This window comes from Mesorhizobium sp. NZP2077 (genome assembly GCF_013170805.1).
GTDB lineage: Bacteria > Pseudomonadota > Alphaproteobacteria > Rhizobiales > Rhizobiaceae > Mesorhizobium.
Genome location: NZ_CP051293.1, coordinates 1,929,654 through 1,944,270, shown reverse-complemented (window position 1 = coordinate 1,944,270; position 14,617 = coordinate 1,929,654). Strand labels below are relative to the sequence as shown.

Sequence of the window (14,617 nt, the reverse complement as noted above, 5' to 3'; positions counted from 1 at the left end):
GAAAACAATCCTGATGAACGCCCCCCTCAAAATCGCCATGCCCGCCGAAGCGTCAGCCGCGCCGAAAACCTACCGGCTGCTGATCGACGGCAAGCATGTCGATGCCCGCGATGGCCGCACGCTCGCGCGCAAGAGCCCCGGCCATGGCTTCACTGTTTCGCGCTATGCGCAGGCCGGCGAGGCCGAGGTGGAAGCGGCGATGCAGGCCGCGCATAAAGCGTTCGAGACCGGCCCGTGGCCGCGTATGAAAGCCTCCGAACGCGCCGCGATCCTGCTCAAGACGGCCGACCTGATCGAGACGCGGCTGGAAGACATCGCCCGGCTCGACGCGCTGGAATCCGGCAAGCCGATCGCCCAGGCGCGCGGCGAGATCGGCGGCGCCGTCGACATCTGGCGCTATGCGGCATCGCTTGCCCGCACGCTGCATGGCGAGAGCTACGCCAATCTCGGCGACGCTATGCTGGGCGTGGTCGTGCGCGAGCCGATCGGCGTCGTCTCGATCATCACGCCATGGAATTTCCCGTTCCTCATCGTCAGCCAGAAACTGCCTTTCGCGCTCGCCGCCGGCTGCACGGCGGTGGTCAAGCCGAGCGAGATGACATCCGCCTCGACCTTTGTCCTTGGCGACATTCTGCTGGAGGCCGGCCTGCCTGCCGGCGTCGTCAACATCCTTGCCGGTCTTGGCGCCGATGTCGGCGCGCCGATGGTCAGCCACCCCTTGGTCGAGATGGTCTCGTTCACCGGCTCCACGCGGGTCGGCAAGATGACCATGGCAGCGGCGTCGAATTCGCTCAAAAAAGTCTCGATGGAACTCGGCGGCAAGAACGGCCAGATCGTCTTCCCCGATGCCGATCTCGAAGCAGCCGCCGACGCGGCGGTGTTCGGCGGCTTTTTCAATGCCGGCGAATGCTGCAATGCCGGCAGCCGGCTGATCGTGCACGAGGCGATCGCCGAAGATTTCCTGGCCGCCGTCAAGGCGCTCACCGCCAAGGTAACCGTTGGCGATCCTCTGGATGATCGAACCAAGGTCGGCGCGATGATCTCGTCCGACCATCTGGCAAAGGTGACCGGTTACGTCGCGGCAGCTGCGGACGAAGGCAGCAACGTCTTCAGCGGCGGCAAGCAACTGGCCTCCAATGCCGGCCAATATCTCGACCCGACCATCATCCGCGGCGTCACCGAGGATATGGCTATCGCACGCGAGGAAGTGTTCGGGCCGGTGCTCTCCGTGCTGACTTTTGAAACGATTGAAAAGGCGTTGCACATCGCCAACAACACGCCCTATGGTCTGTCCGCAGGCGTGTGGAGCGCCAGCATCGACACGTGCATGTCGGTGGCGCGTGGGGTGCGTTCGGGGACGGTTTGGGTGAACACATTCATGGAAGGTTATCCCGAGCTGCCTTTCGGAGGCTACAAGCAGTCCGGTCTCGGACGCGAACTCGGCAAACGCGCCGTCGAGGACTATACCGAGGAAAAGACAATCCAGTTTCATCGCGGCCAGCGCACCGGATGGTGGGTCGGCTGAGTTGGGAAGAACCCGGTGGGCTTCCACCGGTCGTGTAATGCAACAAGGGAGGTAGTACATGTTGCGCAAACTGCTTATCGGAACGGCTCTTGCGACGAGCTTTGTATTCTCGGCGCATGCCGCGGACGTCAAGGAAGTGCAGATGCTGCATTGGTGGACGTCGGGCGGCGAAGCGGCTGCCCTCAACGTTCTCAAGGGCGACCTGGCCAAGGAAGGCTATGCCTGGAAGGACGTTCCTGTTGCCGGCGGTGGCGGCGACGCTGCCATGACCGCGCTGAAGGCGATGGTCGCGGCCGGCAACTACCCGACCGCCTCGCAGATGCTCGGCTACACAGTGCTCGACTATGCCGCGGCAGGCGTGATGGGCGACCTGACCGAGACGGCCAAGAAGGAAGGCTGGGACAAGTCGGTTCCGGCGGCTCTGCAGAAGTTCTCGGTCTATGAAGGCAAGTGGGTCGCGGCTCCGGTCAACGTCCACTCGGTCAACTGGCTGTGGATCAACAAGGCCGTCATGGACAAGATCGGCGGCACCGAGCCGAAGACCTTCGACGACTTCGTTGCCCTGCTCGACAAGGCCAAGGCGGCGGGCGTGATCCCGCTCGCTCTCGGCGGCCAGAACTGGCAGGAAGCCACCATGTTCGATTCGGTCGTGCTGTCGACCGGCGGACCTGAGTTCTACAAGAAGGCCTTCAACGACCTCGACGACGCCTCGCTCAAGTCCGACACGATGAAGAAGTCGTTCGACAATTTGGCCAAGCTCGTCACCTATGTCGACCCGAACTTCTCGGGCCGCGACTGGAACCTTGCCACCGCCATGGTCATCAAGGGCGACGCCCTGGTGCAGGTCATGGGTGACTGGGCCAAGGGTGAGTTCCACGCCGCCAAGAAGACCCCGGGCACGGACTTCCTGTGCTATCGCTTCCCGGGCACCGACGGCTCGGTGATCTACAACTCCGACATGTTCGGCATGTTCAACGTTCCGGACGACCGCAAGGCCGCTCAGATCGCACTGGCCACCGCTACTCTGTCGAAGAGCTTCCAGTCGGCCTTCAACGTCGTCAAGGGTTCGGTTCCGGCCCGCACCGACGTTCCGGACACCGACTTCGACGCTTGCGGCAAGAAGGGCATCGCCGACCTGAAGGCAGCCAATGACGGCGGCACGCTGTTCGGCTCTCTGGCCCAGGGCTATGGCGCGCCTCCGGCGGTCGCCAATGCCTACAAGGATGTCGTCTCCAAGTTCGTCCATGGTCAGATCAAGACCTCGGACGAAGCCGTGACCGAACTGGTCAAGGCCATCGACGACGCCAAGTAAGCGCTACGCCTAAAACACCTTCCCCGCTCCGGCGGGGAAGGTTTCACCTCAGGATTGGCCGGCTTGAACATCATGCCGACCAAGCACCCGTACGCACGGGCCGCCTTGCCGCCTGACGGCAGAGCACGGACGACCCGAAACGGGAGGAGCCTCATGAGCAGTGTAGCGACAACACAGATCAAGCTGACGCCGGAGCGGCCGCGCGCCTCGGTGCGCTCGCGCCTGCAGGACGCCTTGCCGAAGATCGTGCTGGCGCCGAGCTTCGCCATCACCATCGTCTTCGTCTACGGCTTCATCCTGTGGACGATCTATCTGTCCTTCACCAATTCCAAGACCTTCCCGTCCTACGTCATCACCGGCTCGCGCGCCTATCAGCGGCTGTGGGGCTGGACCTTCGACACCGACCCGCCATCGAGCTGGTATACGTCGATCACCAATATGGGCATTTTCGGCTTTCTCTACATCGCCATATGCCTGGCGCTCGGCCTGTTCCTGGCCATCCTGCTCGACCAGAAGATCCGTGGCGAAGGCGTGTTGCGCCCCATCTACCTCTACCCAATGGCGCTGTCCTTCATCGTCACCGGTGTCGCCTGGAAATGGTTCCTCGACCCCGGTCTCGGCCTCGAACAGACCCTGCACCAATGGGGCTGGACGAGCTTCCATTTCGACTGGATCAAGAACAAGGATTTCGTCATCTACACGGTGGTCATCGCCGGCGTCTGGCAGGCCTCCGGCTTCATCATGGCGATGTTCCTGGCCGGCCTGCGCGGCATTGACGGCGAGATCATGAAGGCAGCGCAGATCGATGGCGCCACCACCTTCCAGCTCTATCGCCGCATCGTCATTCCGCTGCTGCGGCCGATCTTCCTGTCGGCCTTCATCGTGCTCGCGCACCTCGCCATCAAGTCGTACGATCTGGTGGTCGCGCTGACCTCCGGCGGCCCCGGCGGCTCGGCCTGGCTGCCGTCCAACTTCATGTATGAGTATACCTTCAAGCGCAACGAAATGGCGGTCGGCTCGGCAAGTGCCGTGATCATGCTGATGACCATCGTCGCCATCATCGTGCCCTACCTCTATTCGGAACTGCGGGAGAAGCCGCGATGAGCACCGTCGCCACCCCTGCCCGCCAGGCCTCAAGCGGCATCAACACCAAGATCGTCAACCGCGTCGTCATCTACGGGCTCTTGGCGCTGTTTGCGCTGTTCTACCTGATGCCGCTCTTCGTCATGCTGGTCACCTCGTTCAAGACCATGGACGAGATTCAGAACGGCAACATGCTGGCGCTGCCCAAGGCGCCGACCTTCGACCCGTGGGTCAAGGCCTGGGGCGAGACCTGCGTCGGCCTCACCTGCGCCGGCATCAAGGGCTATTTCTGGAACTCCATCAAGATGGTGGTTCCGGCCGTGCTGATCTCGACCATGCTCGGCGCGCTCAACGGCTACGTGCTGACCAAATGGCGCTTTCGCGGCGCGACACTGGTCTTCGGGCTGATGCTGTTCGCCTGCTTCATTCCGTTCCAGTCGGTGCTGCTGCCGATGGCGACCATCCTCGGCAGCCTCGGCCGGTTCGGCGTGACCTTGCAGAACTCAGTCGGCACCAGCTTCGGCCTCGGCAATCCGACGGTCAATCTGGTCTTCGTCCATGTCGTCTACGGCATCGGCTTCACCACGCTGTTCTTCCGCAACTATTACGAGGCGTTCCCAACCGAGCTGATCAAGGCCGCACAGGTCGACGGCGCCTCCTTCTTCCAGATCTTCCGCCGCATCATGCTGCCGAACTCGATGCCGATCTTCGTCGTCACCGTGATCTACCAGTTCACCAACATCTGGAACGACTTCCTGTTCGCCTCGGCTTACGCCGGCACCGGTGACGCCATGCCGATGACTGTGGCGCTCAACAACGTCGTCAACACCTCGACCGGCGTCGTCGAATACAACGTCAACATGGCGGCCGCGATGATCGCGGCTCTACCCACCCTGATCGTCTATGTCGTCGCCGGCCGCTATTTCGTGCGCGGGCTGATGGCGGGCGCGGTCAAGGGCTGAGCTATCAAGAAGGAACGACCATGGCTTTTCTGGAAATTGACGGGCTGAAGAAGCGCTTCGGGAATGTTGAGATCCTGAAGGGCATCGATGTCGAGCTCGAAAAGGGCGGCTTCCTGGTCCTGGTCGGCCCGTCCGGCTGCGGCAAGTCCACTTTGCTCAACACCATCGCCGGGCTCGAGCAGATCACCGAGGGCGAGATCCGCGTCGACGGCCGCGCCATCAACGATCTGCACCCTTCGAAGCGCGACATCGCCATGGTGTTCCAGAGCTACGCGCTCTATCCGAACATGACGGTGGCCGGGAACATCTCCTTCGGCATGGAGATGCGCGGCGTGCCGGCCGACGAGCGCCAGAAGGCGATCGACAAGGTGGCCAAGGTGCTGCAGATCGGCCACCTCCTGCAGCGCAAGCCAAGCCAGCTTTCCGGCGGCCAGCGCCAGCGCGTCGCCATGGGCCGGGCGCTGGTGCGAGACCCCAAACTGTTCCTGTTCGACGAGCCGCTGTCCAACCTCGACGCCAAGCTGCGCGTCGACATGCGCATCGAGATCAAGCGCCTGCATGCCACCACCGGCACCACCATTGTCTATGTCACCCACGACCAGATCGAGGCGATGACGCTAGCGACCAAGATCGCCGTCATGCGTGATGGCGAGGTGCAGCAGTTCGGCACCCCGGCCGAAATCTACAACAACCCCACCAACCTGTTCGTCGCCGACTTCATGGGCTCACCGGCGATGAACCTGATCCCGGCGACCATCGCCACCTCGGGCAATGCGCTGTCCGTCGTGCTGCAGCGCGAGGCGCGCGAGCCGATCACGCTGCCGATGGCCAATGCCCCGGCGGGTCTCTCGGCATTCCAGGGCAAGCCGATCATCTTCGGCGTGCGACCGGAAGCGCTGACCGATCCGGAAGGCGCTGAACGCAACGCCTCGAACATCGCCACCGCCGAACTGCACATCGAGGTCGTCGAGCCGGCTGGCTCCGACACCTTCGCCGTCACCAATCTCGGCGGCAAGGGCGTTGTCGCACGGCTGCGCGCCGATGCCAACATCCAGCCGGGCACCAGCACGCCGCTCGCCTTCAACCTGACCAAGGCGGTGTTCTTCGATCCGGCGACCGAGAACCGCATCCGCTGATCGAGATGACCAGCCCCGATATCGTCATCATCGGCTCCGGCATCGGCGGCTCCACGATCGCCTCCGGCCTGGCCGGCAGCGGCGCCTCGATCCTGATGCTGGAGCGCGGTGAGCCCTTGCCGGCAACGCCGCATGCACGCGACACGCGCTCCATCTTCGTCGACGGCCACTACCGGCCAAAGGAGATGTGGCGCGAAGCCGGCGGTGCGGCCTTCAACCCCGGCAATTACTACTATGTCGGCGGCAATTCGAAATTCTACGGCGCGGTGCTGATCCGCTATCGCAAGGAAGATTTTTCCGCCATGGAACACTTTGGCGGCGTTTCGCCAGCATGGCCGTTTCCCTATGACGAATTCGAGCCCTGGTATTCCCAAGCCGAGCAGCTGTTTCGCGTGCGCGGCACGCTGGGCGAAGATCCGACCGAACCGTTCCACTCGGTCCCCTATGCCTTCAAGCCAGTGCCCGACGAAGCGCCGATCGCGCGCGCCCGCGCCGAACTCAAAGGCCTCGGCCTGCATCCGGCCTCGCTGCCGCTCGGCGTCGACATCGACACCTGGCTGAAGGAGGGCAACACCGGTTGGGACGCGTTTCCGAACACCGGCCAGGGCAAGATGGACGCCCAGACAGCACCGCTGGCGGCGGCGCTCAAGGACAGCAACATCCGGCTCGAGACCGGCTGCTATGTCGAATATCTCGAAGCGGCGGCCGACGGCAAAACCATCGCCGCCATCCACTACCGCCAGAACGGCGAGCTGAAGAAAGTATCGCCGAAACTGGTCATCCTGTCCGCGGGCGCGGTCAATTCCGCCGTCATCCTGCTGCGCTCGCCCTCATCCGATGGCAAGGGCCTCGCCAACCGCTCCGACCAGGTCGGCCGCAACTTCATGAACCACAATTCCAGCGCCATGCTGGCCATCGACCCGCGCCGCCGGAACGATGCCGTCTACCAGAAGACGCTGATGCTGAACGACTATTATCTCTCCGACGGCAAGGGCGGCAAGCCGCTCGGCAATGTTCAACTGCTCGGCAAGATCGACGGCAACATGCTGAAGGCCAATGTGAAGTCGGTGCCGAAATTCGCGCTCGATTACATGGCCGGCCACGCCGTCGACTGGTATCTGATGTGCGAGGATCTGCCCGATCCCGAAAGCCGCATCATGGTCGACGGCAAGGACATCGTCATGCAGTGGCGGCGCTCCAACATGCAGTCGCTCGACGGGCTGACCAAGGTGATGCGCGAGAACTTCCGTGCCTGCGGTTACCCCATCGTATTGTCCCGCCCCTTCGACAAGCGCACCCCCTCGCACCAGTGCGGCACGGTGAAGATGGGCAACCATCCCGCGACCGCGCCGCTCGACCCCTTCTGCCGCGCCTTCGACCACCCGAACCTGTTCGTCGTCGACGGCAGCTTTTTGCCGAACTCGGCTGCGGTCAATCCGGCTCTGTCGATTGCAGCACAAGCGCTGCGGGTTGCCAACCATATCCGCAAGACTGAGCTTGCCGCATGACCCGCCCCGCAGCCATCGTTACTGGCGGCGCGCGTGGCATCGGCCTTGCCTGCGCGGAAGCGCTGGCTGATGCCGGCTTTGACATTCTGGTCGCCGATCTCGCCCAACTAGCGCCTGACGAACTAGCCGCCAATATCTCATCGCGTGGCGCGAAATTCGCCTATATCACCTGTGACATTGCCAATCTCGACCGTCACGCCGCGTTGGTCGATACCGCGTTACGCGCCTTCGGCCGCATCGACTGCCTCGTCAACAATGCTGGTGTTGGCGCTGTCGTGCGCGGCGACCTGCTGGAACTTACACCCGAAAATTTCGACCGCACGCTGGGCATCAACCTGCGCGGCACGGTTTTCCTCAGCCAGGCCGTTGCCAAGGCGATGCTGGCCACACCGGGTGGTCACACAAAATCGATCATCACCGTCACCTCGGTCAGCGCCGAGATGGCCTCGCCGGAGCGCTCCGAATACTGCGTGTCGAAGGCCGGGCTCTCCATGTGGGTGAAGAACCTGGCGCTCAGGCTCGCGCCTGAGAACATCGGCGTGTTCGAGTTGCGGCCGGGCATCATCCGCACCGACATGACGGCAGGCGTCACGGCCAAATATGACGCCCTCATCGAGGGTGGACTGGTGCCGGCCAAACGCTGGGGCGAAGCGTCAGACATCGGCGCGGTGGTGGCGACGCTTGCTGCCGGCAAGCTCGGCTTTTCGACCGGCTCGATCATCAATGTCGACGGCGCGCTCTCCGTGCCACGGCTCTGAACGGATGAAAAAATGACCGACTACATCATCGTGGGCGCCGGTCCGGCCGGCTGCGTTCTGGCCAACCGGCTGAGCGAGGATCCCTCAAATTCCGTGCTGCTGCTGGAAGCCGGCGGCAAGGATTGGCACCCTTACATCCACATGCCGGCGGGCTTTGCGAAGATGACTAGGGGTATAGCCTCCTGGGGCTGGTCGACCGTGCCGCAGAAACACATGAACGACCGCGTCTTCTGGTACACGCAGGCCAAGGTGGTCGGCGGCGGCTCGTCCATCAACGCCCAGATCTACACGCGCGGCAACGCGCGCGACTACGACGCTTGGGAGAAGGAAGAGGGCCTCGCCGGCTGGGGCTACCGCGACGTCCTGCCCTATTTCAAGCGGGCCGAGAACAATCAGCGCTACGCCAACGATTTCCATGGCGACCAGGGTCCGCTCGGGGTCTCGAACCCGATTTCGCCATTGCCGATCTGCGAGGCCTATTTCCGCGCCGGTCAGGAGATGGGCATCCCCTTCAACCCGGACTTCAACGGCGCGAGCCAGGAAGGCGTCGGCTACTACCAGCTGACCCAGAAGAACGCCCGGCGCTCCTCCGCTTCCGTCGCCTATCTCAAGCCGATCCGTGCGCGCAAAAACCTCACCGTCAGGACCGACGTGCTGGTGACCCGCATCGTCGTCGAGAACGGCCGCGCCATCGGTGTCGAGATCGTCGACAGCGGCGAAAAGAAAATCCTGCGTGCCGAGCGCGAGGTGATCGTCTCGTCCGGTGCCATCGGCTCGCCGAAGCTGCTGATGCAGTCGGGCATCGGCCCGGCCGATCATCTGAAATCGGTGGGCGTCACCCCGGTGCATGACCTGCCCGGCGTCGGCTCCAACATGCAGGATCATCTCGATTTGTTCGTGATCGCCGAATGCACCGGCGATCACACCTACGACAACTACGCCAAGCTGCACCGCACGGCCTGGGCCGGCCTGCAATATCTGCTGCTGAAGAAAGGACCGGTGGCCTCCAGCCTGTTCGAGACCGGCGGCTTCTGGTACGCCGACCCCACAGCCGCCTCGCCCGACATCCAGTTTCATCTAGGCCTCGGCTCCGGCATCGAGGCCGGTGTCGAGAAGCTGAACAATCCGGGCGTCACCTTGAACTCGGCCTTCCTGCGGCCGCGCTCGCGCGGCACGGTGCGGCTGAAGAGCGCGGATCCGGCCGACCATCCGCTGATCGATCCCAACTACTGGTCCGATCCCTATGACCGCGCCATGTCGCTGAAGGGGTTGCGGCTGGCGCGCGAGATCATGCGGCAGAAGGCGCTTGCCCCCTACGTGCTGCGCGAAGTGTTGCCTGGCCCGTCACTGGCCAGCGACGACGAGTTGATCGACTATGCCTGCCGTACCTCCAAGACCGATCACCACCCGGTCGGCACCTGCCGCATGGGCCATGACGCCATGGCCGTGGTGACGCCGGATTTGCGCCTGCGCGGCATCGAAGGCCTGCGGGTCTGCGACGCCTCGGTGATGCCGCGTGTCCCCTCCTCCAACACCAATGCACCGACCATCATGGTCGGCGAAAAGGGCGCCGATTTGGTGCTCGGCCGCGAACCGCTGCCGCCGGCTGTGTTTTCCGGCAACCGGGCTGCTTAGGAGTAATTCCAGGAAAAGTGTGAACGGTTTTCCGTCCGGAATTGCTCTGAAACAAGGAGAGCAAAAAAGATGATCAGGCACTGTGTTTTCGTCAGGTTTCGCCACGATGTCCCCGAGGGCGAGCGCGCGGCGATCCATGCCGACCTCGAAGCGCTGCGGCAGGTGATTGACGGCATGGACAAGGTCCACTTCAGCGCCAATGTCAGTCCTGAACCCTTCGCGCGCGGCCTCAGCCATGGCTTCACCATCGATTTCCGCGATGCCGCGGCACGCGACGCCTATCTGGTACATGAAGCGCATCAGCGCGCCGGCGCCCGGCTGGTCTCCGCGCTCGAAGGCGGCACCGACGGATTGATGGTCTTCGACCTCGACCTTACGAAAAAGTGACCGCCGGTTCTTCGAAAGCCGGCTGATCGCTGTTCTCTTTTACGAGCAGGGCGACATATCGTTCCTTTGGGGGAGCCAAAGGAGGACGCCTTGAATCTCACTGCCGAGCAGAAGAAAACCGTTCTGGCCTCATTCCTGGGCTGGACGCTCGACGCTTTTGATTTCTTCCTTCTGACATTCCTGCTCACCGATATTGCCAGTGAATTCCAAACCGATGTCCCGGCAGTCTCGAAGGCACTGTTCCTGACCTTGGCGACCCGCTTTATCGGTGCGTTTTTCTTTGGCATGCTCGCCGACAAATATGGGCGCAAGCCCATCCTCATGCTCAACATCGTCAGCTATTCGGTGATCGGCGCGCTCGCCGCCTTCTCGCCCAATCTCGGCATTTTCCTCGCCTTGCGCGCCTTGTTTGGCGTCGCCATGGGCGGCGAATGGGGGCTCGGCAGTTCGCTGGCCATGGAATCCGTCCCGCCCAGCGCGCGCGGCATCGTCTCGGGCATCCTGCAATGCGGCTATCCGGCCGGTTACCTGCTGGCGGCGGTGGTCTACGGCCTGCTCTACCAGCAGACGATCGGCGGCTACACGATCGGCTGGCGCGCCATGTTCCTGCTCTCCTTCGTCCCGGCGCTGATCGTGCTCTTCATCCGCTCGCATGTGCCGGAATCGCCGGCCTTCGTCGAGGCGCAGAAATCCGTCAAGCCGGGGCTCCTCGAAACGCTGCAGAAGCACTGGGGCGTTGCGCTCTATGCCGTCGTGCTGATGATGTTCTTCAACTTCTTCAGCCATGGCACGCAGGACCTCTATCCGACCTTCCTGAAGAAGCAGCATGGCTTTGATCCGCATACGGTGAGCTGGATCACCATCGTTGCCAATCTCGGCGCCATCGCGGGCGGCCTGACCTTTGGCGCGCTTTCCGAGAAGATCGGCCGCGTCAACGCGATCACCCTGGCGTGCATTATCGCCTTGCCTGCGATTCCGCTGTGGGCCTACAGCTCAACGCCGTTCATGCTCGCCATCGGCGCCTTCGTCATGCAGATCGCGGTGCAGGGCGCCTGGGGCGTCATCCCCGTGCACCTCAACGAACTCTCGCCCGGTGCGGTGCGCGCGACCTTGCCCGGCTTCATCTATCAGGCCGGCAATCTCGCCGCCTCCTATGGCGGTCCGTATCAGGCGGGAATCGCGGAAGGCTCCGGTGGCAGCTACGGCTACGCGCTGGCGCTCTTTGCCGGCGTGGTCGCCGTCTGCATCATCGTCGTCATCCGCTTCAGTCCGGAACGGCGTGGCCAGGTGATGACGGTTCTGGAGCGGAGCTAACCCAGCCGGAGCGCGATAACTCCGGCGACAATGCTGAGCGCGGCCGCACCGCGCCAACTCGTCATCTTCTCGCCGAGCGCGTAGACCGAGATCATCATGGCAAACAGGATCGAGGTCTCGCGCAGCGACGCCACCGAGGCGATCGGCGCCTTGGTCATCGCCCACATCACGATCCAGTAAGCAGCGCCGCTGAGCACGCCGGTGAATATGCCAGTCTTCCAGCTGCTGGCCAGCACCGGCAGCGCCTTCGGTCCCCGGAAGATCAGGCACAGCACCAGGGCTCCCAAGGCATCGCAGACGAACAGCCATGCAGCGTAGCTCTGTGCGGTGGCGGCAAGCCTGGCGCCGCTGCCGTCCGACAGCGTGTAGCTGGCAATGAACACCGAGGTACCGAACGCAAAACCGACCGCGCGCAGGTTGAGCTTCTCCAGATGCGCGCCGCCGCGAAACGACATCACCAGCGTGCCGGCTGACAGCAAAAGAATGCCGAGGATGGCAAACGGCCCTGGCACCTCGGCAACAACGAATATGCCACCCAGCGCTGCAAGCAGCGGAGCGGTACCGCGCGCCAGCGGATAGGTCTGCGCGAAGTCGCCCGCCTTGTAGGCACCGATCAGGAATGTCCTGTAGCCGATATGGAAGATCACCGAGGCGATGATGTAGGGCCAGACCTCAGCCTTGGGCACTTCGACGAACGGCAATGCAAAAAGCGCGGCGAATCCCATGCCAAGCGTCATCAGCGTGATCGACAGGAAGCGGTCCAGATGGACCTTGACCAGCGCGTTCCAGATCGCGTGCATGGCGGCCGCGGCAAGCACCGCGAAGAAGACGAAAAGCGTCATTTCGGATCTATCGGCCTCCCAAACCGAAGGGCGTTTCGAGATCGATGTCGATCCGCAACGGGAAGTGGTCGGACGCCACCTCGCCTATATCGGATCCGACCGAGCGCACCCGCCCAGCGAACATGCCGCCGACAAAACAGTGGTCGAGCCGGCGCTTTGCCAGTCTGCCGTCGATGATCTTCTCATGGGTGTGGAAGTCATCCGCCGGGTCGATCGCCACGGAAGCGGCGTCGACGAAGCCGTCGAGATAGGCCACACCGCGATGATAGGGCGTGCTGCCGACGATGCGGCGATATTCGGCGCTGCCCGGCTCCATGTTGAAATCCCCCATCCAGATCGCAGCCTGCGGGTTTTCCGGCTCGGCCTCGCCACTGGTCCAGTTGCGCGCAGGCTCGTCATCGATGCCGCTCCACGGCCCGCCTTCGGACCGCGCGCGGAGGTGTTGGGCGAGCAGATAGTCGATCTGCTCCAGCCGCTCTTCGGCCGCGATATGAGCAAGATGCAGCGACAGCACCCGCACCGCCCCGGCTGGCGTGCGGATCATGCATTCGAGTGCCGCGTTGCGTGTGTTGAGCGGCTGCAAGGTGCGGCGCATCGGCAGTGCATGCAGCCGTGACCAGACGATCGGCAGCTTCGACAGCACCATGGTGCCGAACTGCCGGCGCCGATTGACCAGGCGGCCGTCGCGCCGCTCGCTGGCATCCATGTCGAAGGCCGGCCCATAGACCCAGTGATGGTTGGGCAGCCGGCGCGACAGCAGCTCCGGCTGGTCGTCGAAATGGCTGCGCTGCCAGTGCCGTTCCACCTCTTGCAGCGCAATGATGTCGGCGCCGCCAACGATCCGCGCGGCCCGCGAAAGATCGTAGCGGCCGTCGCTGCCGAACCCGTACTGGATGTTGTAGCTGACCAGCTTCATTGCTTATCCGGCTCACTTTCGATGGCAGTAGCGGTTCAATGGATTGGTTGCAATGTGCAGGAGAATGGCAGCGGCTTATACCAAGAGTCATGGGGTTTGACCGACATGGGCCCATTGGCGCATCCCGATTGATGTGATGGTCTCGGAATCTGCGAGGAGTTTCTGCCAGGCGTCGCAGGCCGCATCGATGATATCGTCATAGCTGTCGAAGACACGGTTGGAGAGCCAGTTCTGGCGCATATACTGCCAGACGTTCTCGACCGGGTTCAGCTCCGGCGCGCGCGACGGCAGGAAGATCGGGGTGATGTTGTCCGGTATGCTGAGGTTTGCGGTGGTGTGCCATCCGGCGCGATCCATGACGAGTACGGCATGGGCGCCCTTTTCGACATGGCGGCTGATCTCGTTGATATGGAGTTGCATGGCCTCGGTATCGGCAAACGGCAGTGCGAGAGCCGCCCCGGTACCACGTGCTGGGCAGATGGCGCCGAACAGGTAGGCGCTCTTGTAGCGCTGGTCGGCCGGCTGTCGCGGCCGCGTGCCGCGTCTGGCCCACTGCCGTACAATCCCGTTCTTCTGGCCGATCCTTGCTTCGTCCTGGAACCAGATCTCCACCTTCGTGCGCGGCGGCAAGTCGCAAAGATGCGCCTTCAGCGTGCGAGGCCAGTTTTTTTGAATTCCTCGATGATATGGGCATCCTGCGCCGGATGACGCGGTCGCACACTCATGTGGGAGAAGCCGAGCTTGTGCAGCAGCTTCCCGACATAGCGCGCGTCATAATCAATGCCGAAGCGGTCCTTGATGGCTTTCTTCAGGTCGATCCGCCGCCAGCGAACGACGCCATCGACGGCACGATCCGGGCCCTTCTCCACAAGCGCGGCCAGTTCGGCCTGCTGCTCATGCGACAGCCGGGACGCTGGTCCCGGCGCCCATTGGTCCACAAGACCATCGGGGCCGGCCGTGTTGAACCGATGCACCCAGTCGCGTAGCGTCTGGCGATCCATCCCGCCGATCCGGGCCGCATCGGCCCGGCTCATGCCGTCCAGAACCGCTGCGATCGACAACAGCCGGCTGCTCTGGCGCACATCCTTTGAGTTCCGGGCAAGACGGCGAAGCTCCCCCGCCGAAAAGTTCGTCCGCAACTTCACCGCTGATCCCATCGCCGAATCTCCTTCGGCAATAGGGAATCACGGCGCGCAAATCGGCCAAAATCACAAAAGAGTCAGCAGCCAAGACCGTTGG

At 63.2% G+C, this 14,617-nt stretch carries 13 protein-coding genes; 10 read left to right on the top strand and 3 right to left on the bottom strand.

The window, feature by feature from the left end; genetic code table 11:
- Positions 1-13 precede the first annotated feature (13 nt).
- The 10 genes from HGP13_RS09590 to HGP13_RS09545 all read left to right on the top strand — a co-directional run bounded on the left by HGP13_RS09590 (position 14) and on the right by HGP13_RS09545 (position 11,620).
- Positions 14-1,525, top strand: coding sequence for an aldehyde dehydrogenase family protein (locus HGP13_RS09590; protein ID WP_172224453.1), 1,512 nt, complete (start codon positions 14-16; stop codon positions 1,523-1,525).
- 58 nt (positions 1,526-1,583) lie between these two features.
- Positions 1,584-2,837, top strand: coding sequence for an ABC transporter substrate-binding protein (locus HGP13_RS09585; protein WP_172224450.1), 1,254 nt, complete (start codon positions 1,584-1,586; stop codon positions 2,835-2,837).
- A 153-nt stretch (positions 2,838-2,990) separates the two neighbouring features.
- Positions 2,991-3,941 carry a sugar ABC transporter permease gene (locus HGP13_RS09580; protein WP_172224447.1) on the top strand — a complete coding sequence of 317 codons (951 nt, stop codon included), beginning with the start codon at positions 2,991-2,993 and terminating at the stop codon, positions 3,939-3,941.
- A complete protein-coding gene (locus tag HGP13_RS09575) occupies positions 3,938-4,882 on the top strand; it encodes a carbohydrate ABC transporter permease (protein WP_172224444.1) in 945 nt (314 codons plus the stop codon). The genes HGP13_RS09580 and HGP13_RS09575 overlap by 4 nt, the downstream gene beginning before the upstream one ends.
- Positions 4,883-4,902: 20 nt before the next feature.
- Positions 4,903-6,018 carry an ABC transporter ATP-binding protein gene (locus HGP13_RS09570; RefSeq protein ID WP_172224441.1) on the top strand — a complete coding sequence of 372 codons (1,116 nt, stop codon included), beginning with the start codon at positions 4,903-4,905 and terminating at the stop codon, positions 6,016-6,018.
- 5 nt (positions 6,019-6,023) lie between these two features.
- Positions 6,024-7,526: a GMC family oxidoreductase gene (locus HGP13_RS09565; protein WP_172224438.1), complete on the top strand. Its 1,503-nt coding sequence runs from the start codon at positions 6,024-6,026 to the stop codon at positions 7,524-7,526.
- Positions 7,523-8,284 carry a 3-ketoacyl-ACP reductase gene (locus HGP13_RS09560; protein WP_172224435.1) on the top strand — a complete coding sequence of 254 codons (762 nt, stop codon included), beginning with the start codon at positions 7,523-7,525 and terminating at the stop codon, positions 8,282-8,284. Before HGP13_RS09565 ends, HGP13_RS09560 begins: the two co-directional genes overlap by 4 nt.
- Positions 8,285-8,296: 12 nt before the next feature.
- The gene (locus HGP13_RS09555; RefSeq protein WP_172224432.1) at positions 8,297-9,919 is read left to right on the top strand and encodes a choline dehydrogenase; all 1,623 of its coding nucleotides are present in this window, start codon (positions 8,297-8,299) and stop codon (positions 9,917-9,919) included.
- A 69-nt stretch (positions 9,920-9,988) separates the two neighbouring features.
- Positions 9,989-10,306: a Dabb family protein gene (locus HGP13_RS09550; protein ID WP_172224429.1), complete on the top strand. Its 318-nt coding sequence runs from the start codon at positions 9,989-9,991 to the stop codon at positions 10,304-10,306.
- 90 nt (positions 10,307-10,396) lie between these two features.
- The gene (locus HGP13_RS09545; protein ID WP_172224426.1) at positions 10,397-11,620 is read left to right on the top strand and encodes an MFS transporter; all 1,224 of its coding nucleotides are present in this window, start codon (positions 10,397-10,399) and stop codon (positions 11,618-11,620) included.
- Here the strand turns inward: HGP13_RS09545 and HGP13_RS09540 are convergent.
- The 3 genes from HGP13_RS09540 to HGP13_RS09530 form a co-directional block, all read right to left on the bottom strand.
- Positions 11,617-12,462, bottom strand: coding sequence for an EamA family transporter (locus HGP13_RS09540; RefSeq protein WP_172224423.1), 846 nt, complete (start codon positions 12,460-12,462; stop codon positions 11,617-11,619). The genes HGP13_RS09545 and HGP13_RS09540 overlap by 4 nt on opposite strands.
- Before the next feature lie 7 nt (positions 12,463-12,469).
- Complete coding sequence (locus HGP13_RS09535) at positions 12,470-13,378, bottom strand: endonuclease/exonuclease/phosphatase family protein (RefSeq protein ID WP_172224420.1); 909 nt, start codon at positions 13,376-13,378, stop codon at positions 12,470-12,472.
- An 87-nt stretch (positions 13,379-13,465) separates the two neighbouring features.
- Positions 13,466-14,535, bottom strand: a protein-coding gene (locus HGP13_RS09530) for an IS630 family transposase (protein ID WP_172224417.1) whose coding sequence is annotated in 2 segments (ribosomal slippage) — positions 13,466-14,049 and positions 14,049-14,535 — 1,071 coding nt in all. Because the reading frame shifts where the segments join, the coding sequence is not laid out codon by codon here.
- Positions 14,536-14,617 lie beyond the last annotated feature (82 nt).

Coding starts and splice junctions, on each gene's coding strand:
- HGP13_RS09590 (WP_172224453.1), top strand. CDS start 14: ATGAACGCCCCCCTCAAAATCGCCATGCCCGCCGAAGCGTCAGCCGCG.
- HGP13_RS09585 (WP_172224450.1), top strand. CDS start 1,584: ATGTTGCGCAAACTGCTTATCGGAACGGCTCTTGCGACGAGCTTTGTA.
- HGP13_RS09580 (WP_172224447.1), top strand. CDS start 2,991: ATGAGCAGTGTAGCGACAACACAGATCAAGCTGACGCCGGAGCGGCCG.
- HGP13_RS09575 (WP_172224444.1), top strand. CDS start 3,938: ATGAGCACCGTCGCCACCCCTGCCCGCCAGGCCTCAAGCGGCATCAAC.
- HGP13_RS09570 (WP_172224441.1), top strand. CDS start 4,903: ATGGCTTTTCTGGAAATTGACGGGCTGAAGAAGCGCTTCGGGAATGTT.
- HGP13_RS09565 (WP_172224438.1), top strand. CDS start 6,024: ATGACCAGCCCCGATATCGTCATCATCGGCTCCGGCATCGGCGGCTCC.
- HGP13_RS09560 (WP_172224435.1), top strand. CDS start 7,523: ATGACCCGCCCCGCAGCCATCGTTACTGGCGGCGCGCGTGGCATCGGC.
- HGP13_RS09555 (WP_172224432.1), top strand. CDS start 8,297: ATGACCGACTACATCATCGTGGGCGCCGGTCCGGCCGGCTGCGTTCTG.
- HGP13_RS09550 (WP_172224429.1), top strand. CDS start 9,989: ATGATCAGGCACTGTGTTTTCGTCAGGTTTCGCCACGATGTCCCCGAG.
- HGP13_RS09540 (WP_172224423.1), bottom strand. CDS start 12,462: ATGACGCTTTTCGTCTTCTTCGCGGTGCTTGCCGCGGCCGCCATGCAC.
- HGP13_RS09535 (WP_172224420.1), bottom strand. CDS start 13,378: ATGAAGCTGGTCAGCTACAACATCCAGTACGGGTTCGGCAGCGACGGC.